The following is a 26040-nucleotide window of genomic DNA, read 5'->3' on the forward strand; positions in this document are numbered from 1 at the left end:
CCCCCAGCGCGCGCCCCTACAGCAAGCCCCGCGCCTTCAGCATCAGGTAGTGGTCGGCCAGCACGGGCGGGAGGCGCTCGGCGTCCGCGTCGAGGACGTCGACGCCGAGGGCTCCGAGCAGGTCGGCGGTGTGCCGGCGGCGCAGCAGCGCCTGCTCGGCGGCGGCGGCGGCATAGACCTCGCCGATGCCGTCGCGGTCGCGGGCCATCCGGTCCAGGGCAGGGTCCTTGACGGACGCCAGGACGACGCGGTGGTGACGCACGAGGGAGGGCAGCACGGGCAGCAGGCCCTCCTCGACGGCGGCGGGCTCCAGCGGCGTCAGCAGTACGACGAGCGCCCGCTGGCGGCCGAGTCCGGCGACGGCGCCGGCGATGCCCGCCCAGTCGGCCTCGGCGATGACCGGCTCGAGGTCGGCCATGGCGTCCTGCATCCGAGCGGCGACGTCGCGCTGGCCCGAGAAGCGCAGCCGGGTGCGCACCCGTCGGTCGCCCGCGACGAAGTCGACCCGGTCGCCGGCACGGGAGGCGAGGGCCGCGAGGAGCAGGGCGGCGTCCATCGCGGAGTCGAGGCGGGGGACGTCCTCGACCCGGCCGGCGGAGGTGCGTGAGGTGTCCAGTACCAGCACGACGCGGCGGTCCCGCTCGGGCTGCCAGGTGCGCACAACGACGTTGCGGTTGCGGGCGCTGGCCCGCCAGTCGATGGCGCGGACGTCGTCGCCGCGCACGTACTCCCGCAGCGAGTCGAACTCGGTGCCCTGCCCCCGCACGCGCACGGCGGACCGGCCGTCGAGCTCGCGCAGGCGGGCCAGCCGGCTGGGCAGGTGCTTGCGCGACTCGAAGGGTGGGAGGGCGCGGACGGTGCCCGCAACACCCAGCGTCCGCTGACGCGCCGCCAGTCCGAGCGGGCCGAACGCGCGCACGGTCACGCCGGCCGCGTGCAGGTCACCGCGCCGGCGGGGGAGGAGGGGAGTCGTCAGCACCGTGCGGTCGCCGGGGGAGAGGCGGATCCGGTGCCGGTTGCCCGAGGCGCCCGCGCTCGGCTGCCAGGCGTCACGGACCACCGCCCGCAAGGTGCGCGAGCCGGCGTTGTGCACCACCAGGACGCTCTGGGCGCGATCGCCCAGGCGGACGGTCCCGGGCGGTCGCCGGGAGACCTCGAGACCTGCCGGGCGGGGCGCGAGCAGCCAGTCGGCGGCGACGAGCAGCAGCACCGCGAGCAGCCACAGCCACACCGTGCCGCCGGAGGGGCGCAGCACCACCGGCACCAGCCCCAGCAGGACCAGCAGCGGCACCCGTCCGGTGAGAGCCATCAGCGGGGGACCGGCACCGAGCCGAGGGCCGAGCCGAGCACCTGCGCCACGTCGACGCCCTCGAGCTCGGCCTCGGGCCGCAGCCCGAGCCGGTGCACCAGCGTCGCGTGGGCGAGGGCCTTGACGTCGTCGGGCGTCACGAAGTCGCGTCCGTTGAGCCAGGCCCACGCACGGGCAGCGTGCATGAGCGCGGTGGCACCGCGAGGGCTGACGCCCAGGCTCAGCGAGGGCGACTCGCGGGTGGCGCGCGCGACGTCGACGATGTAGCCGGCCACCTCGGGGGCGACCTGCACCCGCCGTACGGCCGCCTGCCCGGCCGCGATGTCCTCCGGCCCGGCCACCGCGCGCACACCGGCGCCCGCCACGTCACGCGGGTCGAAGCCGCTCGCGTGACGGCGCAGGATCTCCAGCTCGTGGTGCCGCTCGGGGACCGGCAGCACGACCTTGAGCAGGAACCGGTCGAGCTGCGCCTCGGGCAGCGGGTAGGTGCCTTCGTACTCCACGGGGTTCTGGGTGGCCGCGACGAGGAACGGACGCGGCAGCCGGTGGGAGACACCGTCGACCGACACCTGCCCCTCCTCCATCGCCTCCAGCAGCGCCGACTGGGTCTTGGGCGGGGTCCGGTTGATCTCGTCGGCGAGCAGCAGGTTGGTGAAGACCGGCCCCTCGCGGAAGCTGAGCTCGCCGCGGTGGCTGTCGATCACCATCGAGCCGGTGATGTCCCCGGGCATCAGGTCGGGGGTGAACTGCACCCGCCGCGTGTCGACGGAGAGCGCGGCCGCGAGCGTGCGCACCAGCAGGGTCTTCGCGACGCCCGGCACCCCCTCCATCAGCACGTGCCCGCCGCACAGCAGCGCCACCAGGAGCCCGGACACCGCCGCGTCCTGGCCCACCACCCCCTTGGCGACCTCCTCGCGCACGGCGGCGAGACGGTCGCGGGCGGCTGCACCCGGATCGGCGTCCTGCTTCACGAACGGGTCGTTCAGCGGGTCCGGCTGGTGCTGTGCATCGTCGCTCATCGGCGGCGTACCTCTTCCTCGAGTGCGGCCAGATCGCTGGCCAGGGTGAGCAGAGCGCGGTCATCGGTCGGGGGAGGGGCGTCGGGGGCCAGCAGCCCGTGCACGTCCTCGGGGCGTCGGGCCAGATGGCTCGCCACCTCGCGGACGAGTACGGCGGGCGGGGTCGTGGCGGGGAGCCGGAGCCGTTCGGCGGCGCGCAGCCGGGTGGCCCGGCGCAGCACGTGCGCGGCATGGGCCCGGTCGCCGGCCTTGCGGTAGAGGCGGCCGCGACTCTGCGTCGTCTCCACGGCCTTGACCACGACGGGGAGCGGCTCGGTGACCAGCCGGCCCAGGCGTCGGCCGCGCCACAGCAGCAGCGCGATCACGGTCAGCGTCGCCACGGCCAGGCCCGGCCCCAGCCAGCGGGGGAGCAGGTCGGCAAGGCCGACGCTGTCGTCCGCGGAGAGGTCGCGCGCGTCGGGGACGTACCAGACCAGGTCGTCGTCCTGGCCGAGGAGACGCAGCGCCACGGCCGCGTTGTCGGCGCGCAGCACCTGGTCGTTCTCCAGCGCCTGCCCGGCGCCGAGGACGAGCAGTCCGGGCCGGGGCTCGACGAGCAGCGCGTCCCCGTCGTCGTCGGCGAAGCACCCGTCCGCGTCGTAGGCCAGCGCACGGTCGACCTGCAGCGTGAGCCCGTCCAGGTCGGGGCCCTCGACCCCGGAGCACGCGGCGGACCGGCCCGAGCCGACCGTGACCGAGGAGGGCGACAGGTCGAGCCCGAGAGCGTCGACCGCGAGCATGTCGGGCTCGACGATCACCAGGCGCCCACCCTCCCCGGACCGGTTCCCATCAGACCCGGTCACACCGGGAAGGGCCACCTCGAGCAGCCCCCGCGCGGTGCTCTCGCCGAGCTGCTCGGTCGAGGTCACGACCACCGTGGTCGTGGCGTCGATGTCGGCGTCCTCGAGCGCGTCGGCGCCCCGGGCGATCTGGACGTCCACGCCGTTGTCGGCGAGGACGCGAGCGAGGGCCTGGGCGCCGCTGCGCCGCGGGTTCTCCGGGTCGAGGGCCCCCGACCGGTCCTGGGGCGCGCCACCGGCCACGACGGCGACCGCCAGCGCGGCGAGCACCGCCACCCCGACGACCAGCGCGGAGCGGTGCCGGCGCAGCCAGGTCACCGGACCCCCACGAGGTCGTCGTCGAGGGCGAGCATGCCGGTCGCCTGCTCACGTGTGGCGCTGTGGTGGCCGTAGAGCACCCGGTCGAAGAGGTCCGCGGCCTCGTGCAGCGCGGCGTCGCGGCGTGGGTGCACCGACGCGAGGATCAGCGCCACCTCGTGGGCCGTGGCTCCCGGCGAGTCCGGCGCGACGCCACGCTCGATCTGGCGCACCGTGAGCGCCCGGAACCCCTCGACCAGGGCGAGAGCGTCGTCCCCACGAGCCAGCGCCTCCTCTGCGCGCCGGCGCAGCTGAGCGGCGGTGACCGTCTCGCCGGTGAGCACCGGGCCCTCCGCACGCGCGCGCCGTGGACTGCGCCGGGCGCGGGAGAGGAGCCAGCTCAGCGCGAGCACCAGCGCGATCAGGATCAGCATCGAGGCGAACGTCGTCAACGGTGGCGCGCCGTCCGCCAGCGAGAGGCCCTCGTCGAAGCGGCGGCTGAACCACCGGAGCACCCGGTCGAGGATGTCGGTCTCCTGATAGTCCGCACGCAGCAGCTCACGACGCAGCTCCGAGCGGGCGTCGTCGCCGTCGGGGGTGAGCGGAGGGTCGAATCTCATGGCAGCAGGCCCCCGGTGCGCGCGACCAGCTCCACGTCGTACGCCTCCTTGCGCATCCGCTGGTCGAGGTACTGCAGCGCCGAGACCGTGCTGGTGAAGGGAGTGGTGAAGGCGTACTGGATCGTGGAGCTCGCCGCGAAGACGACCAGGGTGATCAGCAGCGCCGCCTCGGGGGAGTCGGCCAGGAACGTCAGCAGCTGGCCGACGAGGCTCACCGGGGTCGAGAGCATGCTTCCGGCGACGCCGGTGACCATCGCGGTGAGCACGGCGATCCCCAGCGTCCGCCAGAACTGCCGCCGGCTCAGCGCCAGCGACCGGCGCACCGCGCCGAGGACCCCCACCGGCTCGAGCATCAGCGCCGGCACGGCGTAGTACTGCAACCGCACCCAGAACCAGACCAATGCCACGAAGAGCACGGGCAGGCTGACCAGCAGGTAGCCGACGATCACCCAGGTCTCCTCGGTCAGCGCCACCGGGACCCACGACAACGCGTAGAGCGCCAGGATCGCCAGCACGGCTGCGACGAGCAGCGAGGCGAGGCCGAGCAGGCGCCAGCGCTTGCCGCCCGTGGCAGCCCAGGCCTCGCCCAGCGAGAGACGTCGCCCCACGGCGGCGGCCATCGTGACGTGGGCGATCATGCCGGTCACCAGCACGATGCCCACCGCCTGCAGCACCATGCTCAGCGCGAAGGAGCCCAGCGCCACGAGCAGCCCCGCCACCTCTCCCGTCGTCGCCGGGTCGTCGCTCGACAGGGATCCCGTCGAGCCCTCGACGTCGAAGGTCCCGGAGGGCAGCCCCAGGTCGAGCAGCTGCGTCATCACCGCGACCACGAGGATCGGGATCGCCAGGGTGAGCGCCGTGACCAGCGTGGCCGACCCCACGGTGGCCCCCGGGTTGCGGCGGATGATCTTGAACGCTGCGTCGTACATGTCGCCCAGGCGCAGCGGCCGCAGCGGGATCGCGCCCGGCTTGTGGGCGGCGGCCAGCTGGGGCACACCCGGACCGCCGGGACCAGTCGGGCCACCGAAGCTCCCGGGCCCCCCGCCCGGCGGCCAGAGGTACGGCGCGGGCGCCATGGGCGGGGCCGCGTAGCGCACGGGGGCAGGTTGGACGACCACGGCGCCCGGGGGAGGCGCCGGCCAGGCGCTCGAGCGGTGCCCGCCGTCATCAGCCGGCATCGTTCCCCCTGTACGGTGATGGTGACGTCCCTGGATGGGCGGTGCACGCCGACCCGGAGCCATCTTGTCAGGCTCCGATCGCGCGGGTCACCGGACCACCCAGGGGGCCGGCTGGGAGACCTTCTCCGGGATTTTGTATCCCCGGGGGAACTCTGCCAAGATAGTCCGGTTGCTCCGGCGGGTCGCCGGGGTGCGTGTCACACACTTGATTACTGAATCGCGTCTCCCTGTGGATCGATCGGTGCTCTGGCGTGCGGCCGCACCGATCTGGAGACCCGATCAGCCCGACGAACCCGTCGGGCGCCCCTGATAAGTCAGCAAGATCCTGCGGTCCGTGTCGCGAAAGTTGTGCGACACGCCCGACCGCGGGGGTCGGCGGATCAGGCGGTGAGCACGGGCGGGACGGCCTCACCCGAGGTTGTGTCGTGACCAGCACGCGGTACCGAAGATAAGGACGAGAGAGACCTATGGCGGGACAGAAGATCCGCATCAGGCTCAAGGCCTATGACCACGAGGTGATCGACACCTCGGCGCGCAAGATCGTGGACACCGTCACCCGTACGGGTGCCAAGGTCGCCGGCCCGGTGCCGCTGCCGACCGAGAAGAACGTGTACTGCGTCATCCGCTCGCCCCACAAGTACAAGGACTCCCGCGAGCACTTCGAGATGCGCACCCACAAGCGCCTCATCGACATCATCGACCCCACGCCGAAGACGGTCGACTCGCTGATGCGCCTCGATCTGCCCGCTGGTGTCGACATCGAGATCAAGCTCTGAGGTCTGCCGAGATGACTTTCGAACGAAACGTGAAGGGCCTGCTGGGCACGAAGCTCGGCATGACCCAGACCTGGGACGAGAACAACCGCATCGTCCCCCTGACTGTGATCGCCGCGAGCACCAACGTGGTCACCCAGGTCCGCCAGCCCGCCACGGACGGCTATAACGCCATCCAGGTCGGCTTCGGCGAGATCGAGGGCCGCAAGGTCAACAAGCCGCAGGCCGGTCACTTCGACAAGGCCGGGGTGACCCCGCGTCGCCACCTGGTCGAGATCCGCACCGCTGACGCCGCGTCGTACAACGTCGGGCAGGAGCTCTCCCCTGAGCTCTTCGCCGCCGGCGAGCAGATCGACGTCACCGGCACCAGCAAGGGCAAGGGCTTCGCCGGAACGATGAAGCGTCACGGCTTCCACGGCGTCGGCGCCTCCCACGGTGCGCACAAGAACCACCGCAAGCCCGGCTCGATCGGCGCCTGCGCCACCCCGGGTCGCGTCTTCAAGGGCACGCGCATGTCCGGCCTAATGGGTCACGACACCGTCACGACCCAGAACGTCACCGTTCACGGCGTGGACCTCGAGCGCGGCCTGATCCTGATCAAGGGTGCGGTTCCCGGTCCGAAGGGTGGCCTCGTGGTCCTCCGCTCGGCAGCCAAGAGTGAGGGAGTTGCTCAGTGAGCACCGAAGTCAAGAAGGCCAAGGTCGACTTCCCGGCCGAGATCTTCGACGTCCAGGTCAACATCCCCCTGATCCACCAGGTGGTCGTGGCCCAGCAGGCCGCTGCCCGTCAGGGCACGCACTCCACCAAGCGTCGCGGCGAGGTCCGCGGTGGTGGACGCAAGCCCTACAAGCAGAAGGGCACCGGCCGCGCCCGTCAGGGCTCGACCCGCGCGCCGCAGTTCGCCGGCGGTGGCATCGTCCACGGCCCGAAGCCGCGTGACTACGACCAGCGGACCCCCAAGAAGATGAAGGCCGCCGCCCTGCGTGGCGCCCTGTCCGACCGGGCCCGCAACGACCGCATCCACGTCGTGGACGCCCTGGTCTCCGGCGACAAGCCGTCGACCAAGGCCGCCCTCGCCGCGATCGCCCAGGTCAGTGACCGTCGTCGCGCGCTCGTCGTGCTGGAGCGCACCGACACCCTCACCTGGCTGTCGCTGCGCAACGCGCCCGACGTGCACATCGTGGCCGTCGACCAGCTCAACACCTACGACGTGCTGGCCAGCGACGACGTGATCTTCAGCCGCGGTGCGTACGACGCGCTCGTGGCGGGTGCGCCGAAGGGCAAGTCCGTCAAGGCTGTCGCCACCTCTGCCGAGGCCGACGTCGAGACCGAGGAGGCCTCCAAGTGAGCACCCTGCAGAAGGACCCGCGCGACATCCTGATCGCACCGGTCGTGTCCGAGAAGAGCTACAGCCTCCTCGACGCGAACAAGTACACGTTCATCGTGCGTCCGGACGCCAACAAGACCGAGATCAAGATCGCGGTCGAGAAGGTGTTCAACGTCAAGGTCACGTCGGTCAACACGATCAACCGCCAGGGCAAGACGCGTCGCACCCGCTTCGGCATGGGCAAGCGCGCCAACACGAAGCGGGCGATCGTCAGCCTCGCCGAGGGCCACCGCATCGACATCTTCGGAGGTCCGGTCTCCTGACCGGGCTCCCAAGAGACAGAGCAACGAGGACATCTGACTAATGGCTATCCGTAAGTACAAGCCGACTACCCCGGGCCGTCGTGGCTCGTCGGTCGCCGACTTCGTCGAGATCACCCGGACCACGCCGGAGAAGTCGCTGACGCGTCCGCTGCCCAAGAAGGGCGGCCGCAACAACCAGGGTCGCATCACCACGCGGCACCAGGGTGGCGGTCACAAGCGCGCCTACCGCATCATCGACTTCCGTCGCTACGACAAGGACGGCGTGCCGGCCAAGGTCGCTCACATCGAGTACGACCCCAACCGCACCGCTCGCATCGCGCTGCTGCACTACCTGGACGGCGAGAAGCGCTACATCATCGCGCCGAAGGACCTGACCCAGGGCACCGCCGTGGAGTCCGGCCCCAACGCCGACATCAAGCCCGGCAACAACCTGCCGCTGCGCAACATCCCGGTCGGCTCGACCATCCACTGCGTGGAGCTGCGTCCCGGCGGCGGTGCCAAGATGGCCCGCTCCGCCGGCAACAGCGCCCAGCTGGTCGCCCGTGAGGGCTCCCGCGCCACGCTGCGTCTGCCCTCGGGCGAGATGCGCTTCGTCGATGTGCGCTGCCGCGCCACCATCGGCGAGGTCGGCAACGCCGAGCAGTCCAACATCAACTGGGGCAAGGCCGGCCGCATGCGCTGGAAGGGCAAGCGCCCGACCGTCCGCGGTGTCGTCATGAACCCGGTCGACCACCCGCACGGTGGCGGTGAGGGCAAGACCTCCGGTGGTCGCCACCCGGTCTCGCCCTGGGGCAAGGCCGAGGGCCGCACGCGCAAGCGCAAGGCCAGCGACTCGCAGATCATCCGTCGCCGCAAGTCCGGCAAGAAGCGCTGAGAAGGGACCTGAGAGATGCCTCGCAGCCTGAAGAAGGGTCCCTTCGTGGACGGCCACCTCATGAAGAAGGTGGATGCCGAGAACGACAAGGGCTCGCACAACGTCATCAAGACGTGGTCGCGACGCTCCATGATCGTGCCGGACATGATCGGTCACACGATCGCGGTGCACGACGGGCGCAAGCACGTTCCCGTCTTCGTGACCGACGCAATGGTCGGCCACAAGCTGGGCGAGTTCGCCCCCACCCGCACCTACCGCGGGCACGTGAAGGAAGACCGGAAGGGTCGCCGCCGCTGACGCGGTGGGACCAGAAACTGGAGATTACGAGCAATGAGCGTTACTGAGCGCAGGCGCACCAGCGCCCGCCGCGAGTCGCTGCTCGGCGACCAGCCGGGCTCCTTCGCGAGCGCCCGCTACGTGCGGATCACGCCGATGAAGGCCCGCCGTGTCGTCGACATGGTCCGCGGTCTGCCCGTCGAGGACGCCCTCGCGCTGCTGCAGTTCGCACCGCAGGCCGCGTCCGAGACCGTCTACAAGGTGCTGGAGAGCGCCGTTGCCAACGCCGAGACCACTGAGGGTCTCGACGCCGGCAGCCTGGTCGTCTCCGTCGCCCGGGTCGACGAGGGCCCGACGATGAAGCGCTGGCGCCCCCGGGCCCAGGGCCGGGCCACGCGGATCAACAAGCGCACGAGCCACATCACGCTGGCGGTTCAGCCGGCCGATGTGCTCGCGGTGAACAAGCAGGCGAAGAAGAAGGGACGGACTGCCTGATGGGGCAGAAGATCAACCCGAACGGCTTCCGCCTCGGTATCTCTACCGACCACAAGAGCCGCTGGTACGCCGACAAGCTGTACAAGGCGTACGTCGGCGAGGACGTCGCGATCCGCAAGCTCCTGTCCAAGGGCATGGAGCGGGCCGGCATCTCGAAGGTCGAGATCGAGCGCACCCGTGACCGCGTCCGTGTGGACATCCACACCGCGCGTCCCGGCATCGTCATCGGTCGCCGTGGCGCCGAGGCCGACCGCATCCGTGGTGAGCTCGAGAAGCTCACCGGCAAGCAGGTGCAGCTGAACATCCTCGAGGTCAAGAACCCCGAGGTCGACGCTCAGCTGGTCGCCCAGGGAGTTGCCGAGCAGCTCTCCGGTCGCGTGCAGTTCCGTCGCGCCATGAAGAAGGCCATCCAGACCTCGATGCGCTCGGGTGCCAAGGGCATCCGGATCCAGTGCTCGGGTCGTCTGAACGGTGCCGAGATGTCGCGCACCGAGTTCTACCGCGAGGGCCGCGTCCCGCTGCACACCCTGCGTGCGGACATCGACTACGGCTTCTACGAGGCCAAGACGACCTTCGGCCGCATCGGCGTGAAGGTCTGGATCTACAAGGGCGAGGTTGCGGGCACCCGCGCCGAGCGCGAGGCCCAGGCTGCTGCCCGGGCCGGTGCGCCCGGTCGTGGCCGTCCGCCGGCCCGCGGTGGCGAGCGTCCGAGCCGCGGCTCGCGCGCTGACCGCCCGACCCGTTCGGGTCGTGACGGCGCCCCCGCCGAGAGCACCCCGGCGACCGAGGCTGCGGCCCCGGCTGCCGCTGAGACCCCGGCTCCGGCCGGCCAGGAGGGCTGACCGTCATGCTGATGCCCCGTCGTGTCAAGCACCGCAAGCAGCACCACCCCAAGCGGACCGGTGCTGCCAAGGGTGGCACGAAGCTCGCCTTCGGCGACTTCGGCATCCAGGCGGTCGAGGGCCACTACGTGACCAACCGCCAGATCGAGTCGGCGCGTATCGCGATGACCCGCCACATCAAGCGAGGCGGAAAGGTGTGGATCAACATCTACCCGGACCGTCCGCTGACCAAGAAGCCTGCCGAGACCCGCATGGGTTCCGGTAAGGGCTCCCCGGAGTGGTGGGTCGCCAACGTCAAGCCCGGCCGCGTCATGTTCGAACTTTCCGGTGTTTCGGAGGAAGTCGCCCGCGAGGCCATGCGCCGCGCGATGCACAAGCTCCCGATGAAGTGCCGCTTCGTTTCCCGCGAGGCAGGTGAATTCTGATGGCTACAACCGCACACGAACTCGACGAGCTCACGAACGTCGACCTCGAATCCAAGCTGCGTGAGGCCAAGGAAGAGCTGTTCAACCTGCGCTTCCAGGCCGCCACCGGCCAGCTGGAGAGCAACGGCCGTCTCCGCACGGTCAAGAAGGACATCGCCCGGATCTACACCGTGGTGCGTGAGCGCGAGCTCGGCATCCGGTCCACCCCGGGCACCAGCACGGATGCCCAGGAAGGCGGCGCCGCATGAGCGAGCAGACCGAGACCACCCAGAACGCCCAGGGCGAGCGGTCGACCCGCAAGGTCCGCGAGGGCCTCGTCGTCAGCGACAAGATGGACAAGACCGTCGTCGTCACCGTCGAGGACCGCGTCAAGCACGCTCTCTACGGCAAGGTGCTGCGTCGCAGCAGCAAGCTCAAGGCGCACGACGAGCAGAACCAGTGCGGCATCGGCGACCGGGTCCTGATCATGGAGACCCGTCCGCTGTCGGCCACCAAGCGCTGGCGTGTCATCGAGATCCTCGAAAAGGCTAAGTAAACCCACTAGTTCGGCCAGGCTCGCGCTCCGCTGAGAGCGCGAGAACCGGTGCGACAACCAGGAGAAACTGATGATCCAGCAGGAGTCGCGACTCAAGGTCGCCGACAACACCGGTGCGAAGGAAATCCTTTGCATCCGTGTTCTCGGTGGCTCGGGTCGGCGCTACGCCGGTATCGGCGACGTCATCGTTGCCACCGTGAAGGACGCGATCCCCGGCGGCAACGTGAAGAAGGGTGACGTCGTCAAGGCCGTTATCGTGCGCACCGTCAAGGAGCGTCGCCGCCCCGACGGTTCGTACATCCGCTTCGACGAGAACGCCGCCGTCATCCTCAAGAACGACGGCGAGCCGCGAGGCACCCGTATCTTCGGCCCCGTGGGCCGCGAGCTGCGCGAGAAGAAGTTCATGAAGATCATCTCGCTCGCGCCGGAGGTGCTCTGACTTATGGCTAAGAAGAGCATGAACATCAAGAAGGGCGACACCGTCAAGGTGATCGCTGGCAAGGACAAGGGCGCCGAGGGCAAGGTGATCGCCGTCTTCCGTGAGGAGGACCGGGTGATCGTCGAGGGCGTGAACCGCATCAAGAAGCACACCAAGGTCGTCAACCAGGGCGCGGGCAACACCGGTGGCATCATCACCGCTGAGGCCCCCATCCACGTGTCCAACGTGATGCTGGTCGAGGGCGACGGGGTCACCCGGATCGGCTTCCGCCGCGACGAGGTCACCAAGCGTCGCTCCGACGGATCCACCTACACCGCCCAGCGCAGTGTCCGCATCTCGCGCAAGACCGGTGAGGAGATCTGATGACGACGAACACCACCGAGGCTCCGTCGATGCCTCGCCTGAAGGTCCGCTACCGCGAGGAGATCCTCCCCGCGCTGCAGTCCGAGTTCGACATCAAGAACGTCATGCAGGTTCCCGGCCTGACCAAGGTCGTCGTGAACATGGGTGTCGGCGAGGCCGCCCGCGACTCGAAGCTGATCGAGGGCGCCATCAAGGACCTGACCGCGATCACCGGCCAGAAGCCCCAGGTCACCAAGGCCCGCAAGTCGATCGCGCAGTTCAAGCTGCGCGAGGGCATGCCGATCGGTGCGCACGTCACGCTGCGCGGCGACCGCATGTGGGAGTTCCTTGACCGCCTGCTGTCCCTGGCCCTGCCCCGCATCCGCGACTTCCGCGGTCTGAGCGGCACCCAGTTCGACGGTCGTGGCAACTACACCTTCGGGCTCACCGAGCAGGTCATGTTCCACGAGATCGACCAGGACAAGGTCGACCGGTCGCGCGGCATGGACATCACCGTCGTGACCACGGCCACCACCGACGCCGAGGGACGCGCGCTGCTCAAGCAGCTCGGCTTCCCCTTCAAGGAGAACTGACATGGCGAAGACTTCCCTGAGGGTCAAGGCCGCGCGCAAGCCGAAGTTCGCTGTCCGCGGCTACACCCGCTGCCAGCGCTGCGGCCGGCCGAAGGCGGTCTACCGCAAGTTCGGTCTGTGCCGCATCTGCCTGCGGGAGATGGCACACCGCGGCGAACTGCCGGGCGTCACCAAGTCCTCCTGGTAATGACCTCTTCGAGCCGGCTGAGTGATCTCGACAGGCTCGATCACCGAACCACACAACGATCGCTGAAGGTCGTTCCCGGCACGCGGGACGAAACCACGGTGGAGAAAGGGCCTATCCGGCCATGACGATGACTGACCCGATCGCAGACATGCTCACGCGTCTGCGCAACGCCAACCAGGCGTACCACGATGCGGTGTCCATGCCGTACAGCAAGCTCAAGCAGGGTGTCGCTGACATCCTGCAGCAGGAGGGCTACATCACGTCGTACGACGTGACCGAGCCCGCCGAGGGCGAGGTCGGCAAGACGCTGACCATCACCTTGAAGTACGGCCGGAACCGGGAGCGCTCCATCGCGGGCGTTCGCCGGATCAGCAAGCCCGGTCTCCGGGTCTACGCCAAGCACACGGGTCTTCCGAAGGTGCTCGGCGGACTGGGCGTCGCGATCATCTCGACGAGCCAGGGCCTGCTGACCGACCGCCAGGCCAACAAGAAGGGCGTGGGTGGGGAAGTCCTCGCCTACGTCTGGTAACGACGAGACCGAGAAGGAGACGTAAAGCATGTCGCGCATTGGCAGACTCCCCATCACGGTCCCGTCGGGTGTCGACGTCGCAATCGACGCCGGCCCGCACCAGACCGTGACCGTCAAGGGTCCCAAGGGCACCTTGTCGCACACCGTGGCTGCCCCGATCGTCGTGGAGCGCAACGAGGACAACGTCCTCGAGGTGAAGCGCCCCAACGACGAGCGTGAGAGCCGTTCGCTGCACGGTCTGACCCGCACGCTCATCGCCAACATGGTGACCGGCGTGACCGAGGGCTACGAGAAGAAGCTTGAGATCGTGGGCGTGGGTTACCGCGTCCTGTCGAAGGGCCCGACCCAGCTCGAGTTCCAGCTGGGCTACTCGCACTCGATCACGTTCAACGCTCCTGAGGGCATCACCTTCACGGTGGAGGGCCCCACGAAGCTCTCGGTCCAGGGCATCGACAAGCAGGCTGTCGGTGAGGTTGCCGCGAACATTCGCAAGCTCCGCAAGCCCGAGCCCTACAAGGGCAAGGGCGTGCGATACGCCGGCGAGCAGATCCGCCGCAAGGTCGGAAAGGCTGGTAAGTGATCATGGCGATCTCACTGAAGAACAACAAGCACACCGCTTCGCGCGTCCGCTCGCGTCTGCGTCGGCAGGTTCGAGGCCGCAAGAAGATCTCCGGTACCGCCGAGCGTCCGCGTCTCGTCGTCACCCGGTCGTCGAAGCACATCACCGCCCAGGTCGTCGACGACCTGGTCGGCAAGACGCTGGTCTCGGCCTCGACGCTGGAGGCCGACCTGCGCTCCCTCGACGGGGACAAGACGGCCAAGGCCAAGCGTGTGGGCGAGCTCGTCGCCGCGCGGGCCAAGGAGAACGGCGTGGAGTCGGTGGTCTTCGACCGGGCCGGCAACAAGTACCACGGTCGCATCGCGGCCCTGGCAGACGGGGCCCGCGAGGGCGGCCTGTCCTTCTGATCGCGAAGACAGCAAGAGAGAGAAGAGGAACAGTCTCATGAGCGGACCCCAGCGCGGACGCGCCGGTGGCGAGCGGCGTGGCAATCGCGACGACCGTCGCGGCCAGGCTGCCGACAAGACCGCCTACATCGAGCGAGTCGTCGCGATCAACCGTGTCGCCAAGGTCGTGAAGGGTGGACGTCGCTTCAGCTTCACCGCCCTCGTGATCGTGGGCGATGGCGAAGGACTCGTCGGCGTCGGCTACGGCAAGGCCAAGGAAGTTCCCGCGGCGATCGCCAAGGGTGTCGAGGAGGCGAAGAAGAGCTTCTTCCGCGTCCCTCGCATCCAGGGCACCATCCCGCACCCTGTGCAGGGTGAGAAGGCCGCGGGCGTGGTCATGCTCCGTCCCGCCGCTCCCGGTACCGGTGTTATCGCCGGTGGCCCGGTGCGTGCGGTGCTCGAGTGCGCCGGTATCCACGACGTGCTGAGCAAGTCGCTCGGCTCGTCCAACCAGATCAACATCGTTCACGCGACCGTCGAGGCCCTCAAGATGCTTGAGGAGCCCGAGGCGGTGGCCGCTCGCCGCGGCCTGCGCGTGGAGGACGTCGCTCCGGCCGCCCTGCTTCGGGCGCGTGCCGAAGGTGTGGCGGGGGTGACCAACTGATGGCACGCCTGAAGGTCGAGCAGAAGAAGTCCAAGATCGGCTGCAAGGCCAACCAGCGCGAGACCCTGCGCACGCTCGGTCTCAAGCGGATTGGCGACGTGGTCGTCAAGGAGGACCGTCCGGAGATCCGGGGCATGGTCCACACCGTCCGTCACCTGGTGACGGTCGAGGAGGTCGACTGATGACGCTGAAGCTGCACCACCTGCGTCCTGCTCCCGGAGCCAAGACCGCCAAGACCCGCGTGGGTCGTGGTGAGGGCTCGAAGGGCAAGACCGCCGGACGAGGCACCAAGGGCTCGAAGGCTCGCTACCAGGTTCCGGCTGCCTTCGAGGGCGGCCAGATGCCCCTGCACATGCGGCTTCCGAAGCTCAAGGGCTTCAAGAACCCGTTCAAGGTCGAGTTCCAGGTGGTCAACCTCGACCGCCTCTCGGAGCTCTTCCCCGAGGGTGGCACCGTCACCGTCGAGGACCTCGTGGCCCGGGGCGCTGTGCGCTCCGGTCACCCCGTCAAGGTCCTCGGCCAGGGCGAGATCACCGTGGCTGCGCAGGTGAGCGCTCAGGCGTTCTCCGCGTCGGCCAAGCAGAAGATCGAGGCTGCCGGCGGCACCACCACGGTGCTCTGAGGAGCTTGCACGTCACTCGCGCCGGGGCGCAGTCTGACCATCCGCTTGGACGGTCGGCTGCGCCCCGGTGTGCATGCCGGACCATGCGGGCCTGCCTGTTAGGCTGCCCCGGGCTCAGCGGCGCACTGCTGGAGCCACACCATGCCTGGAGAAAGAGGATCTCGTGCTAGGCGCGTTCGCCAACGCTTTTCGGACACCGGATCTGCGGCGCAAGCTGCTGTTCGTCCTTGGGATCATCGTGATCTTCCGTCTCGGGTCCCAGGTCCCGGCCCCGGGTGTGCACGTGCGCAACGTGCAGACCTGCCTCGACTCCGCAGGCACAGAGGGGGTCTACGGGCTGATCAACCTGTTCTCCGGTGGGGCGCTGCTCCAGCTGACGATCTTCGCGCTCGGGATCATGCCCTACATCACCGCCAGCATCATCCTGCAGCTGCTCGTCGTGGTCATCCCACGGCTCGAAGCGCTGAAGAAGGAGGGGCAGGCCGGGCAGAGTGCGATCACGCAGTACACCCGCTACCTCACGCTCGCGCTGGCGGTCCTCCAAGCCACCGGCATCGTCGCCCTGGCCCGCTCGGGCCAGCTGCTGCCCTGCGAGCAGCCGCTGCTGTGGGACAACGGCACCTCGACGTTCCTGATCATGGTGGTCACGATGACCGCCGGCACCGCGGTCATCATGTGGCTCGGTGAGCAGATCACCGAGCGCGGCATCGGCAACGGCATGTCGATCCTGATCTTCACCCAGGTCGTCGCGACCTTCCCGTCCTCGCTGTGGGCGGTCCAGAAGGGCCAGGGCTGGTTCACGTTCGGTGCCGTGATGGTCATCGGCCTGATCCTGATCGCCGCGGTCATCTTCATCGAGCAGGCTCAGCGGCGAATCCCCGTGCAGTACGCGCGCCGGATGGTCGGACGCAAGATGTTCGGCGGCAACTCGACCTACATCCCGTTGAAGGTCAACCAGGCCGGCATCATCCCGGTCATCTTCGCGTCCTCGCTGCTCTATCTGCCGTCGATGGCGGTGCAGTTCAACAACTCCACCGACAACCCGGTCGTCACGTGGCTGAAGAACAACTTCGTCAACGGAGACACGCCCTACTACATGGCGGTCTACTTCGCGCTCATCATCTTCTTCACCTACTTCTACGTCTCGATCACCTTCAATCCCACGGAGGTCGCGGACAACATGAAGAAGTACGGCGGTTTCATCCCCGGGATCCGGGCGGGGAAGCCGACCGAGGACTACCTGTCCTACGTCCTGTCCCGGATCACGCTGCCGGGTGCTCTGTATCTCGGTCTGATCTCGTTGGTCCCGTTGATCGCCCTCGTGCTGATCGAGGCCAACGCCAACTTCCCGTTCGGCGGCACCTCGATCCTGATCATGGTGGGCGTCGCGCTGGACACGGTGAAGCAGATCGAGAGCCAGCTCCAGCAGCGCAACTACGAAGGGTTCCTCCGCTGATGCGCCTCATCATCATGGGCCCGCCTGGTGCCGGCAAGGGCACACAGGCGAAGATCATCGCCGGCCGCTACGGCATCCCCGCCATCTCGACGGGCGACATCTTCCGCGCCAACGTCACCGAGGGGACTCCTCTCGGCGTCGAGGCCAAGCGCTACATGGATGCCGGCGACTACGTCCCCGACGAGGTCACCAACGCGATGGTGCACGCCCGTCTCGACGAGGATGACACCAAGCCCGGCTTCCTGCTCGACGGCTACCCGCGCACGGTCGCGCAGGTCGAGGAGCTCGACGGCATGCTCGGCGCCGCCGGCGTCGACCTCGACGCCGTCCTCGTGCTGACCGTGGACGACGAGCACCTGGTGCAGCGGCTGCTGCAGCGCGCCCAGGTCGAGGGACGCACCGACGACACCGAGGACGTCGTGCGCCACCGTCAGGCGATCTACCAGGAGCAGACCGAGCCGCTCATCGAGGTCTACGAGAAGCGCGGGCTGCTCGTGCGCGTGGACGGCATCGGTGAGGTCGACGAGGTCACCGGTCGGATCTTCGCCGCGCTCGACTCACTCGGCTCCTAGCCCACTCATGGGCTTTCGCGACCGCGGCGTCGAGATCAAGACCGCTGAGCAGATCGACACGATGCGTCGCGCCGGCCTCGTCGTCGGGGAGACGCTGGAGCTGATGCGACGCTCGGCACGCGCCGGAGTCAGCACCGCCGAGCTCGATGCCATCGCGGAGGACAGCATCCGCTCCGCGGGGGCGACGCCCTCGTTCAAGGGCTACCACGGCTTTCCGGCCTCGATCTGCACGTCGGTCAACGACGTGGTGGTGCACGGGATCCCCGATGCTCGGGTGCTGGCGGACGGCGACGTCATCTCGATCGACTGCGGGGCGATCGTCGACGGCTGGCACGGCGACGCGGCCATCACTGTGGCGGTAGGGGAGGTGGCCGCCGACGTGCTCGAGCTGATGGACGTCACGGAGCAGGCGATGTGGCGCGGCATCGCCGCTGCTCGACTAGGGGGACGGGTCACCGACATCTCGCACGCGGTGGAGTCGCACGTCCGCTCCCGGGGGACCTACGGGATCCTCGAGGACTACGTGGGACACGGCATCGGCTCGCAGATGCACCTGCCGCCCAACGTGCCCAACTACGGCCGGGCCGGCCGGGGTCCCAAGCTGGTGCGGGGGCTGGCCCTGGCGATCGAGCCGATGGTCACCCTCGGCAGCCAGGAGACCGAGGTGCTGGAGGACGACTGGACGGTGGTCACCACCGACGGGTCCTGGGCCGCCCACTTCGAACACACCATGACACTCACCGACACGGGCACCTGGGTGCTGACCGCACTCGACGGCGGCGAGGCGATGCTGACGTCGCTCGGCGTGCCTTTCGGCGGCCGGTAGGTTGACGCCGGCGCTCATCGCCCGTCGGGCGGTTGGTCCCTCACTTCTTCACTGACAAAGGAACTGCGTTGATCCTCAAGACCTTCGGCTGGTCGTTCGGCGTGACGATCGTCGGCCTGGCGGCAGCCTTCTGGTACGGCGGCCTCACGGGCGTCGCCATCGCCAGCATCCTCATCGTGCTCGAGGTCTCGCTCTCCTTCGACAACGCCGTGATCAACGCCAAGGTGCTGTCGAAGATGTCGCCGTTCTGGCAGAAGATGTTCCTGACGGTGGGCATCATCATCGCGGTCTTCGGGATGCGGCTGGTGTTCCCGTTCGTCGTGGTCTGGGCGACCGCGGGGCTGGCCCCCTTCGAGGCGTGGGATCTGGCGATGATGGGGGAGGACGTCCCGGCCGGCCAGGAGACCTACGCCCACATCCTGCACGAGGCGCACCCGATGATCGCCGCCTTCGGCGGCATGTTCTTGATGATGATCTTCCTCGACTACTTCTTCGACCAGGAAAAGGAGCACCACTGGCTCGAGCCCATCGAGCGCCGGATGACGAACCTGGGCAGCCTGGAGGGCGCCGCGGTCATCCTGGCGCTGGGGCTGCTGCTGCTGATCGCCTGGGGCTTCGACGTCGAGAACCTCGGCAGCGTGCTCGCAGCCGGCATCCTGGGTCTGCTCACCTACCTGGTGGTCAAGGGTCTCGGCGACGTCTTCGCCCAGAGCTCCGGCCTGATCGATGACGACGAGGAGGAGACGACCTCGACTGGGTCCACCGGCGCGGTCGTGCTGGCGACCGGCAAGGCCGCGTTCTTCATGTTCCTCTACCTTGAGGTGCTCGACGCGAGCTTCTCCTTCGACGGCGTGATCGGCGCGTTCGCGATCACCTCGGACCCGATCATCATCGCGCTGGGTCTTGGCGTGGGGGCCATGTACGTCCGGTCCATCACCGTCTTCCTGGTGCGCAAGGGGACGCTTTCGGAGTTCCGCTACCTCGAGCACGGCGCTCACTGGGCCATCGGCGCGCTGGCGGTCCTGCTGTTCATCACCATGAAGTACGAGATCCCCGAGATCATCACCGGCCTGATCGGCGTCGCGTTCATCCTGTCCTCGCTGGCCTGGAGCGTGCGGGCCAACAAGCTGCACCCGGAGGAGAGCCACAAGGTCGCCGTCTGACCAGTCGGCGCACTATCGATCTGGAGGGATGAGGAATGGCAGTCACGCTGCAGAAGGGCGGCAACGTCTCGCTGGCGAAGGAGGCCGGTGGCGCAGTGCTGCGCCGGCTTCGCGTCGGCCTCGGCTGGGACGTGCGCTCCACCACGGGTGCCGACTACGACCTCGACGCGTCCGCCCTGCTGGTTGGCTCGGAAGGCAAGGTGCTCAGCGACAGCCACTTCGTCTTCTACAACAACCTCACCTCGCCCGACGGCGCCGTCCAGCACACCGGTGACAACCTCACCGGCGAGGGCGAGGGCGACGACGAGGTCGTCGAGGTGGACATCGAGCACCTCTCTGCGAACGTCGAGCGCATCGTCTTCGTCGTCTCGATCCACGACGCCGACGCCCGTCGTCAGAGCTTCGGCCAGGTCGTCAATGCCTTCATCCGCGTCGTCAACGCCGAGGACGAACGCGAGCTCGCCCGCTACGACCTCTCCGAGGACGCCTCGCTCGAGACGGCGATGGTGTTCGGCGAGCTCTACCGCCGCAACGGCGAGTGGAAGTTCCGGGCCGTGGGTCAGGGCTACGCCAGCGGGCTCGCGGGCATCGCGCGCGACTACGGCGTCAGCATCGGCTGAGGCTCGGCGGGGCTCGGCGAGGGCCCTTCCGTACGATGACGCCATGAGCAACAACTGGGCGGGCAGGCAAGGCTCACGCCGCCTTCCGCCCACGCCGCTCGAGGCCGCCCAGGAGGCGCGGGCCCACCTGCAGGAGCAGTTCTATCGGGTCGACCAGCTGCAGCGTGACATCGGCACGACCGTGACGTCCTACGCCGCGCTGCTCCCGGACCGGGCCCGGACGACGGGCGTGGTGCCGGGCTGGGAGCGCCTCGACGAGGAGGCCCACGCGGCGATCCTCGCCTACCTCGACCTGCTCGACCGGTTCGACCCGTTGGAGGAGTCGCTGCTCCCGCAGATCCAGCAGGCGACGCCGGCCTTCGCCGAGCTCACCCCTCGACTGGGGCGGCTGGCCGACGAGCTCGAGGACTATCTGGGGCGGTTCGGGCCCGAGCTGCGTCGGCTCGGCGAGACCCGCGCCCAGGTGCGCCGGCGCGTCGACGAGGCGGCCGCCGCGGCTGCCCGCGCAGAGCGGGCGTGGCGTGCCATGCGCGAGGGTGGCCACGAGTTCCCGGCCGCCGACGAGGCTCTGGCCCGGGCTGCGCTGGCGGCACGCAAGCTCTCGGAGATCGCCGAGCACCTCACTCCCGAGCAGGCCGACGAGCCGGCGCGCACCGTGGAGCGGCTGGCGGCCGAGGCGGAGCGGCTCTCCACCGAGCTGCCCCAGCGCGCAGCGACACTGCGCAACCGGATCCCCTCGTTGGCGACGCGGATCGACGCGATGACCAACCGGGCGGCGTCGGTGTCGGAGTCGATGGGCCAGCTGCGACGGGAGTTCTCGCTCGGCAACTGGCGCGACATCGCCGAGCAGGAGCGCGACGTGGAGGCCGGACTCGAGCGAGCCCGCATCGAGCTGCGTGACCTGGATCGGCTGCACCGCTCGGGTGACGTCGTCGGTGCGTTGGGCCAGCTCACGAAGCTCGAGGAGACCCTCGAGCGGACGCAGACGCTGGTCGACGGTCCCCGTGAGCGGCTCGAGCTGCTTCGCTCGGTGCGCAAGGAGCCGCAAGGGCTCTTCGAACGGGCCCGGTTCAGTGTGCGCGACGCCCGCTACCTGGTGATGCGTGGTCGGCAGGTGGCGCCGCAGCCCTGGGGTGACCGACTGGACGCCATCGCGCGTGAGCTGATCGACATGGAGTCGCTGCTCGAGCCGACCCACCCCGACTATCTCGCGCTGCACCGCCGGGCCGAACAGCTGCAGGAGCGGGTACGCCGCCTGGTGGACGACTTCCGCGCCTCACAGTGACGGGACCCGCTGATGGGCCCCACTGACTGGCCCCCCTGACTGGCCCGCGTTCACGCGGTGGACACCGGGGGTTGGGGAGACGACCGTATTCTCATCGAGCGGCCGGGACCCCGGAGCCGTTCGCACGCCCGGAACAGGGAGACCCCCTCTTGCGCCACTTCGACTTCCTCGACGAGAGCACGGCCGACCGCCTGTTCCATCGAGCGCCTGAGCAGTTCGACCGCGACGCCGACCGCGACTTCCTCGCCGTGGCTCTCGGAGCGACCCTCTACTCGCCCGCGACCCGTCCGACGATCCAGCAGGACCTGCCCGCGGCCTATCGTCGGGGGGTGGTCTCCTCGGTGCTCTGCCTCGAGGACGCCATCGCCGACGCCGACGTGGAGGTCGCGGAGAAGAACCTCGCCCAGCAGCTCACCGGCCTGTTCACCTCGGACGAGGAGCGTCCGCTGGTGTTCGTGCGGGTCCGCGAGCCCGATCAGGTGAGTCGGCTCGTCGATGCGTTGGGCGAGCTGGCCAGCCACGTGGACGGCTTCGTGATCCCCAAGTTCACCGCCGGCCGGGGAGTTCCCTTCCTGGAGGCCGTCGCCTCGGCTTCACGCACGGTCGGCCGCAGGCTGCGGGTGATGCCGGTGATCGAGTCGCCCGAGGTCTTCCACCTCGAGACCCGCACCGACGCACTGGTCGGCATCCGGGAGGCGCTCGCCTCCTCGCCCGCCCAGGTGCTCGCCGTACGCATCGGCGCGACCGACCTGAGCTCGTTGCTGGGTCTGCGTCGCCAGCCCGACATCACCGTGTACGACGTGGCCGCGGTGGCCGCGGTGATCGGCGACATCGTGAACATGCTCGGCCGCCGGGACGGGACCGGCCACGTCATCACCGGCCCGGTGTGGGAGCACTTCGACACGCGCGAGCGACTCTTCAAGCCGCAGCTGCGTGAGACGCCCTTCGTGGAGCACTCCGTGCGGCTGCTGCGTCGCAACCTGATCAGCGAGGGCCTCGACGGTCTGATGCGCGAGGTCGTCCTGGACCAGGCCAACGCGATCACCGGCAAGACCGTCATCCACCCCAGCCACGTGCCGGCGGTGCACGCGCTCTCGGTCGTCTCCCACGAGGACTACGTCGACGCGCTCGACGTCACCGCGGCCTCCCGCGGCGGCGGGGTCTCGGCGTCGAAGTACGGCAACAAGATGAACGAGGCGAGTCCGCACACCGCCTGGGCCGAGCGCACCCTGCAGCGGGCTCGGGCCTTCGGCGTGGTCCGTGAGGACGTCACCTTCGTGGACCTTCTCGAAGCGAGCGTGGGGCTGTGAGCTGGAGCGGTGACTGGGTGCGGCAGCGGGTGGGGGTGCTGGTGCACGACGCCGGGCTGCTGCCGGGCCTGGCCGCTGACGACCTGGTCGGGCTCGCTCTGCGGATCAACCCGAAGCGCCCCCACCTGCTGGTCTCCCGGGTGCTGGCCAAGCACGTCCCCACCGACCCGAGGGTGGTCCGCTCGGCGGGGCTCCTGCTCGGTCTGCGGGCCGCCGCCGCGCTCGGGAGGGACCTGGACGCGGACCGGGAGCTGCCGGCCCTCCTGGGCGACGTCCTGCGCGGGCAGGGGGACGTCGTGAAGCTGGCTGCCGCCGTCGACGACGCCGTGGCGACGGCAGCCGGCGCCGATGGTGCCGACCTGGACGTGGCCGGGCTGGTGCTGGGCTATGCCGAGACGGCCACGGGCCTGGGTCACCTCGTCGCGCGGGCCCTCGGGCTGCCGGTCATCCACTCCACCCGGCGGCGGGTGACCGGCTATCGACCGGTCCTCGACTTCGAGGAGGCGCACTCCCACGCCACCGAGCACCTCGTCCTGGCCGAGGATCCTGCCCTGCTGACGGGAGCGGGCCCCGTCGTGCTGGTCGACGACGAGCTCTCCACCGGACGCACCGCGCTCAACACGATCCGCGCCCTGCACGCCGTCCACCCGCGCTCCACCTACGTCATCGCCGCCCTCGTGGACATGCGCCGGCCGGCCGACCGCGAGCGGATGGCGGCCGTCGCTGCCGAGCTCGGCGTCACGATCGAGGTGGTGGCCCTGGCCTCCGGTGAGGTGGTGGTGCCCGACGACGCCGTGGCGAGGGTGGCGGACCTGCCGCCGCAGGGTGGCGCGCCGGCCCCGGACGAGCGGGCGGCGCAGGTCCCGGCGCTGCGCAGCTGGCCGGTCGGGGTCCGCGAGGGCGGACGACACGGCTTCACCCCTGCCGACGAGGCAGCCCTGGAGAGGGCCGCCGAGGCGACGGCGGCCGAGCTGTCCGGCCTCGTGGGCGATCGCGTGCTGGTGCTGGGCACCGAGGAGCTGATGCACGCTCCGCTAATGGTCGCCGACGCCCTGCAGCGCCGGCACGAGAGCGCCACCGTCCGCTTCTCCAGCACCACCCGCTCACCGGTGCAGGTGCGCGACAGCGACGGGTACGCCGTGCGCTCCGGCATCGCGTTCGGCTCCCACGACCGGGACGCCGACGCTGGTGAGCGCTTCGCCTACAACGTGGCGAGCGAGCGCTGGAGCGACATCGTGGTCGTGCTCGATGCGCCCAGCTGGTCGGCCGGGGTGAGCGGCCTTCTCGAGCAGCTCGCGCCGTACGCCGCGTCCGTGCGGCCGGTGGTGCTGCCGGTCGCCACCGGCCGGCCCCTGGAGCTGAGGGGACCGGAGTTCGGCTCCTACGCCGCCGACGAGGTGACCTGGCTGCTCAAGGACCTCTCCCACGTGCGGCTCGAGGCCGACCTGGCGACCCGCGAGCGGGCGATCCAGTCGGGCGAGGCCCACTACGCGGAGTCGCTGCCGGTGGAGTACCAGCCGGAGGAGTCCTATCGTCGGCTCTTCCACGAGCAGCTCGACGAGGTGGCGGAGCGGGTCGCGACGGCCGTCGGCACCGTCACCGAGCTGGCGATGGCCACCCGCGGGCGCGACGACCTCGTGCTGGTCTCGCTCGCGCGCGCCGGCACGCCGATCGGCGTGCTGATGCGGCGCTGGGCGCGGCGGCGCGGGCTGGACTGGCCGCACTACACGATCAGCATCGTGCGCGACCGCGGGATCGACCTGGTCGCGATGCGCCACCTCGCCGACCGCTACGACCCCGCGCGCATCCTCTTCGTCGACGGGTGGACCGGCAAGGGGGCGATCACCCGTGAGTTCGCGGTGGCCGTCGAGGAGGCCAATGCCGCGCTGGGTCTCGACGCGGTCGGCCCGGATGGCGGGGGTGGCTTCCGCAGCGACCTCGCGGTGCTGGCGGATCCCGGCGAGTGCGTCGAGCTCTACGGCACCCGCGACGACTTCCTGATCCCCTCGGCGTGCCTCAACTCCACGGTCTCCGGCCTGGTCTCGCGCACGGTGCTCAACCGGGACCTGATCGGCCCGGACGACTTCCACGGCGCGAAGTTCTATGCCGACCTGGCCGCCGAGGACGTCTCCGGGCTCTACCTCGACCGGGTCGCGGCGGAGTACGACGCGGTCGCGGACGCGGTCGCCGTCGAGACCGAGCGCCTGCTCGCCACCGACCGGACGCCGACCTGGGTCGGCTGGCAGGCGGCCGAGCGGATCCGCGCCGAGCACGGCCTGCCGCACATCAACCTGGTCAAGCCGGGGGTGGGGGAGACCACCCGGGTGCTGCTGCGCCGAGTGCCGTGGAAGGTCGTGGTCAACCCCGAGCGCCGCGCCGACCTGCGCCACGTCGAGTTGCTCGCCGCCGAGCGCGGCGTCGAGGTGGTGCCCGTCGAGGGGCTGCCCTACAGCTGCGTCGGCCTGATCCGCCCCACCGAGAAGGACTCCTCGTGACACCGCCCGCCCCCGAATCCGGCTCAGCCCCCTCCACCGTCCTGGTCGCCTCGGACCTCGATCGCACGCTGATCTACTCCGCCACCGCGATGCGGCTGGGCGAGCCGTCGGCCGACCCGGTCTGCGTGGAGATCTTCGAGGGTGAGCCGATCAGCTTCATGAGCGCCAGTGCCGTGGCCGAGCTGGCCGAGCTCAGCCGCACCTCGGTGTTCGTTCCGGTCACGACGCGCACGGTGGCGCAGTACTCCCGGGTCCGGATCCCCGGCGTCGAGGCGCGCTACGCCGTCACGACCAACGGCGCAGTGATCCTCGAGGAGGGGCGCCCCTGCCCGCGGTGGCGCGCACAGGTCGAGGCCAACCTGGCCGGGGACGCGTCGTACGACGAGGCGGCCAAGGCCCTGGCGCCGGTCCTGGAGCGGCCCTGGGTCCGCAAGGTCAGAGATGCCGAGGAGTGCTTCGTCTACGCGGTCTTCGAGCCCGACGAGGTCGAGCCCGCCTGGTATGCCGAGCTGGCAGCCGTCGCTGAGGGGCTCGGCTGGGTCGTGTCGGTGCAGGGACGCAAGGCCTACGCCATTCCGCGCGGGCTGACCAAGGAGGCCGCGCTCGCCGAGCTGGCCCGGCGCACCGGCGCGGCGACGGTGCTGGCGGCCGGCGACTCGTTGCTGGACCGCGGCATCCTCGGCTTCGCCGACCGGGCGATCCGGCCGGCCCACGGCGAGCTGCACGAGCAGGGATGGGCGCCGCAGGGGCTGTCGGTCACGCGGCACGCCGGGGTCCGCGCGGGCGAGGAGATCGTGAGCTGGCTGAGCGATTCGACTACGGTGTCGCGCAACATCGATCGCTGACAGCCGCACGGGGGA

The 26040-nt window shown here is 69.8% G+C and carries 35 protein-coding genes; 30 read left to right on the forward strand and 5 right to left on the reverse strand.

Going from position 1 to position 26040, the window contains the following annotated elements; genetic code table 11:
• Positions 1-16 precede the first annotated feature (16 nt).
• Genes ACYU7L_RS19900 through ACYU7L_RS19920 form a run of 5 tightly spaced genes read right to left on the reverse strand, consistent with a single transcriptional unit; the run spans position 17 to position 5262 of the window.
• Positions 17-1309 (reverse strand): DUF58 domain-containing protein, encoded by a 1293-nt coding sequence (locus ACYU7L_RS19900; protein ID WP_460800308.1) that lies wholly within the window; start codon positions 1307-1309, stop codon positions 17-19.
• Complete coding sequence (locus ACYU7L_RS19905) at positions 1309-2328, reverse strand: AAA family ATPase (RefSeq protein ID WP_460800309.1); 1020 nt, start codon at positions 2326-2328, stop codon at positions 1309-1311. The genes ACYU7L_RS19900 and ACYU7L_RS19905 overlap by 1 nt, the downstream gene beginning before the upstream one ends.
• Positions 2325-3485, reverse strand: coding sequence for a DUF4350 domain-containing protein (locus ACYU7L_RS19910; RefSeq protein WP_460800310.1), 1161 nt, complete (start codon positions 3483-3485; stop codon positions 2325-2327). Before ACYU7L_RS19910 ends, ACYU7L_RS19905 begins: the two co-directional genes overlap by 4 nt.
• Positions 3482-4084, reverse strand: coding sequence for a DUF4129 domain-containing protein (locus tag ACYU7L_RS19915; RefSeq protein ID WP_460800311.1), 603 nt, complete (start codon positions 4082-4084; stop codon positions 3482-3484). Before ACYU7L_RS19915 ends, ACYU7L_RS19910 begins: the two co-directional genes overlap by 4 nt.
• Entirely contained in the window at positions 4081-5262 is a 1182-nt protein-coding gene (locus ACYU7L_RS19920; protein WP_460800312.1) for a hypothetical protein, read from the reverse strand. The genes ACYU7L_RS19915 and ACYU7L_RS19920 overlap by 4 nt, the downstream gene beginning before the upstream one ends.
• A gap of 467 nt (positions 5263-5729) precedes the next feature.
• Here ACYU7L_RS19920 and rpsJ point away from each other — a divergent pair, with 467 nt between their 5' ends.
• The 30 genes from rpsJ to ACYU7L_RS20070 all read left to right on the forward strand — a co-directional run bounded on the left by rpsJ (position 5730) and on the right by ACYU7L_RS20070 (position 26025).
• Complete coding sequence (rpsJ, locus tag ACYU7L_RS19925) at positions 5730-6038, forward strand: 30S ribosomal protein S10 (RefSeq protein WP_008360994.1); 309 nt, start codon at positions 5730-5732, stop codon at positions 6036-6038.
• 11 nt (positions 6039-6049) lie between these two features.
• The gene (gene rplC, locus ACYU7L_RS19930) at positions 6050-6712 is read left to right on the forward strand and encodes a 50S ribosomal protein L3 (RefSeq protein ID WP_460800313.1); all 663 of its coding nucleotides are present in this window, start codon (positions 6050-6052) and stop codon (positions 6710-6712) included.
• On the forward strand, positions 6709-7383 hold the full coding sequence (rplD, locus tag ACYU7L_RS19935; protein WP_460800314.1) for a 50S ribosomal protein L4: 675 nt from the start codon (positions 6709-6711) through the stop codon (positions 7381-7383). Before rplC ends, rplD begins: the two co-directional genes overlap by 4 nt.
• Positions 7380-7685, forward strand: a complete 306-nt coding sequence (gene rplW / locus ACYU7L_RS19940; protein WP_460800315.1) for a 50S ribosomal protein L23 — start codon at positions 7380-7382, stop codon at positions 7683-7685. Before rplD ends, rplW begins: the two co-directional genes overlap by 4 nt.
• A gap of 40 nt (positions 7686-7725) precedes the next feature.
• The gene (gene rplB, locus ACYU7L_RS19945; RefSeq protein ID WP_460800316.1) at positions 7726-8559 is read left to right on the forward strand and encodes a 50S ribosomal protein L2; all 834 of its coding nucleotides are present in this window, start codon (positions 7726-7728) and stop codon (positions 8557-8559) included.
• A gap of 15 nt (positions 8560-8574) precedes the next feature.
• Positions 8575-8856: a 30S ribosomal protein S19 gene (rpsS, locus tag ACYU7L_RS19950; protein WP_460800317.1), complete on the forward strand. Its 282-nt coding sequence runs from the start codon at positions 8575-8577 to the stop codon at positions 8854-8856.
• Positions 8857-8889: 33 nt separating this feature from the next.
• The gene (rplV, locus tag ACYU7L_RS19955) at positions 8890-9330 is read left to right on the forward strand and encodes a 50S ribosomal protein L22 (protein WP_460800318.1); all 441 of its coding nucleotides are present in this window, start codon (positions 8890-8892) and stop codon (positions 9328-9330) included.
• Positions 9330-10172 (forward strand): 30S ribosomal protein S3, encoded by an 843-nt coding sequence (rpsC, locus tag ACYU7L_RS19960; protein WP_460800319.1) that lies wholly within the window; start codon positions 9330-9332, stop codon positions 10170-10172. Before rplV ends, rpsC begins: the two co-directional genes overlap by 1 nt.
• 5 nt (positions 10173-10177) lie before the next feature.
• On the forward strand, positions 10178-10597 hold the full coding sequence (gene rplP, locus ACYU7L_RS19965; RefSeq protein ID WP_460800320.1) for a 50S ribosomal protein L16: 420 nt from the start codon (positions 10178-10180) through the stop codon (positions 10595-10597).
• On the forward strand, positions 10594-10845 hold the full coding sequence (rpmC, locus tag ACYU7L_RS19970) for a 50S ribosomal protein L29 (protein WP_460801720.1): 252 nt from the start codon (positions 10594-10596) through the stop codon (positions 10843-10845). Before rplP ends, rpmC begins: the two co-directional genes overlap by 4 nt.
• On the forward strand, positions 10842-11132 hold the full coding sequence (rpsQ, locus tag ACYU7L_RS19975) for a 30S ribosomal protein S17 (protein ID WP_460800321.1): 291 nt from the start codon (positions 10842-10844) through the stop codon (positions 11130-11132). The genes rpmC and rpsQ overlap by 4 nt, the downstream gene beginning before the upstream one ends.
• A 70-nt stretch (positions 11133-11202) precedes the next feature.
• A complete protein-coding gene (gene rplN / locus ACYU7L_RS19980) occupies positions 11203-11571 on the forward strand; it encodes a 50S ribosomal protein L14 (protein ID WP_017932847.1) in 369 nt (122 codons plus the stop codon).
• 3 nt (positions 11572-11574) lie between these two features.
• Entirely contained in the window at positions 11575-11934 is a 360-nt protein-coding gene (gene rplX, locus ACYU7L_RS19985; RefSeq protein WP_460800322.1) for a 50S ribosomal protein L24, read from the forward strand.
• Positions 11934-12506 carry a 50S ribosomal protein L5 gene (gene rplE, locus ACYU7L_RS19990; RefSeq protein ID WP_460800323.1) on the forward strand — a complete coding sequence of 191 codons (573 nt, stop codon included), beginning with the start codon at positions 11934-11936 and terminating at the stop codon, positions 12504-12506. Before rplX ends, rplE begins: the two co-directional genes overlap by 1 nt.
• A 1-nt stretch (position 12507) precedes the next feature.
• Positions 12508-12693, forward strand: a complete 186-nt coding sequence (locus ACYU7L_RS19995) for a type Z 30S ribosomal protein S14 (protein WP_302709657.1) — start codon at positions 12508-12510, stop codon at positions 12691-12693.
• 121 nt (positions 12694-12814) lie between these two features.
• Entirely contained in the window at positions 12815-13222 is a 408-nt protein-coding gene (rpsH, locus tag ACYU7L_RS20000) for a 30S ribosomal protein S8 (protein WP_460800324.1), read from the forward strand.
• A gap of 28 nt (positions 13223-13250) precedes the next feature.
• A complete protein-coding gene (rplF, locus tag ACYU7L_RS20005) occupies positions 13251-13802 on the forward strand; it encodes a 50S ribosomal protein L6 (protein ID WP_460800325.1) in 552 nt (183 codons plus the stop codon).
• A 2-nt stretch (positions 13803-13804) separates the two neighbouring features.
• Entirely contained in the window at positions 13805-14188 is a 384-nt protein-coding gene (gene rplR, locus ACYU7L_RS20010) for a 50S ribosomal protein L18 (protein WP_460800326.1), read from the forward strand.
• Positions 14189-14225: 37 nt separating this feature from the next.
• Positions 14226-14831, forward strand: a complete 606-nt coding sequence (rpsE, locus tag ACYU7L_RS20015; protein ID WP_460800327.1) for a 30S ribosomal protein S5 — start codon at positions 14226-14228, stop codon at positions 14829-14831.
• Positions 14831-15013, forward strand: coding sequence for a 50S ribosomal protein L30 (gene rpmD / locus ACYU7L_RS20020; protein ID WP_460800328.1), 183 nt, complete (start codon positions 14831-14833; stop codon positions 15011-15013). Before rpsE ends, rpmD begins: the two co-directional genes overlap by 1 nt.
• Complete coding sequence (rplO, locus tag ACYU7L_RS20025; RefSeq protein WP_460800329.1) at positions 15013-15453, forward strand: 50S ribosomal protein L15; 441 nt, start codon at positions 15013-15015, stop codon at positions 15451-15453. The genes rpmD and rplO overlap by 1 nt, the downstream gene beginning before the upstream one ends.
• Positions 15454-15616: 163 nt before the next feature.
• Positions 15617-16909, forward strand: coding sequence for a preprotein translocase subunit SecY (gene secY, locus ACYU7L_RS20030; protein WP_460800330.1), 1293 nt, complete (start codon positions 15617-15619; stop codon positions 16907-16909).
• Positions 16909-17481, forward strand: coding sequence for an adenylate kinase (locus ACYU7L_RS20035; protein ID WP_460800331.1), 573 nt, complete (start codon positions 16909-16911; stop codon positions 17479-17481). The genes secY and ACYU7L_RS20035 overlap by 1 nt, the downstream gene beginning before the upstream one ends.
• 7 nt (positions 17482-17488) lie before the next feature.
• Entirely contained in the window at positions 17489-18307 is an 819-nt protein-coding gene (gene map / locus ACYU7L_RS20040; RefSeq protein ID WP_460800332.1) for a type I methionyl aminopeptidase, read from the forward strand.
• Between the two features lie 68 nt (positions 18308-18375).
• A complete protein-coding gene (locus ACYU7L_RS20045) occupies positions 18376-19470 on the forward strand; it encodes a DUF475 domain-containing protein (protein WP_460800333.1) in 1095 nt (364 codons plus the stop codon).
• A 35-nt stretch (positions 19471-19505) separates the two neighbouring features.
• Positions 19506-20090, forward strand: coding sequence for a TerD family protein (locus ACYU7L_RS20050; protein WP_460800334.1), 585 nt, complete (start codon positions 19506-19508; stop codon positions 20088-20090).
• Positions 20091-20133: 43 nt separating this feature from the next.
• A complete protein-coding gene (locus ACYU7L_RS20055) occupies positions 20134-21375 on the forward strand; it encodes a hypothetical protein (protein ID WP_460800335.1) in 1242 nt (413 codons plus the stop codon).
• A 149-nt stretch (positions 21376-21524) separates the two neighbouring features.
• Positions 21525-22685, forward strand: a complete 1161-nt coding sequence (locus ACYU7L_RS20060; protein ID WP_460800336.1) for an HpcH/HpaI aldolase/citrate lyase family protein — start codon at positions 21525-21527, stop codon at positions 22683-22685.
• Complete coding sequence (locus tag ACYU7L_RS20065; protein ID WP_460800337.1) at positions 22682-25180, forward strand: phosphoribosyltransferase; 2499 nt, start codon at positions 22682-22684, stop codon at positions 25178-25180. Before ACYU7L_RS20060 ends, ACYU7L_RS20065 begins: the two co-directional genes overlap by 4 nt.
• Entirely contained in the window at positions 25177-26025 is an 849-nt protein-coding gene (locus ACYU7L_RS20070; protein ID WP_460800338.1) for an HAD family hydrolase, read from the forward strand. Before ACYU7L_RS20065 ends, ACYU7L_RS20070 begins: the two co-directional genes overlap by 4 nt.
• Positions 26026-26040 lie beyond the last annotated feature (15 nt).

The organism is Nocardioides pacificus, assembly GCF_054775955.1.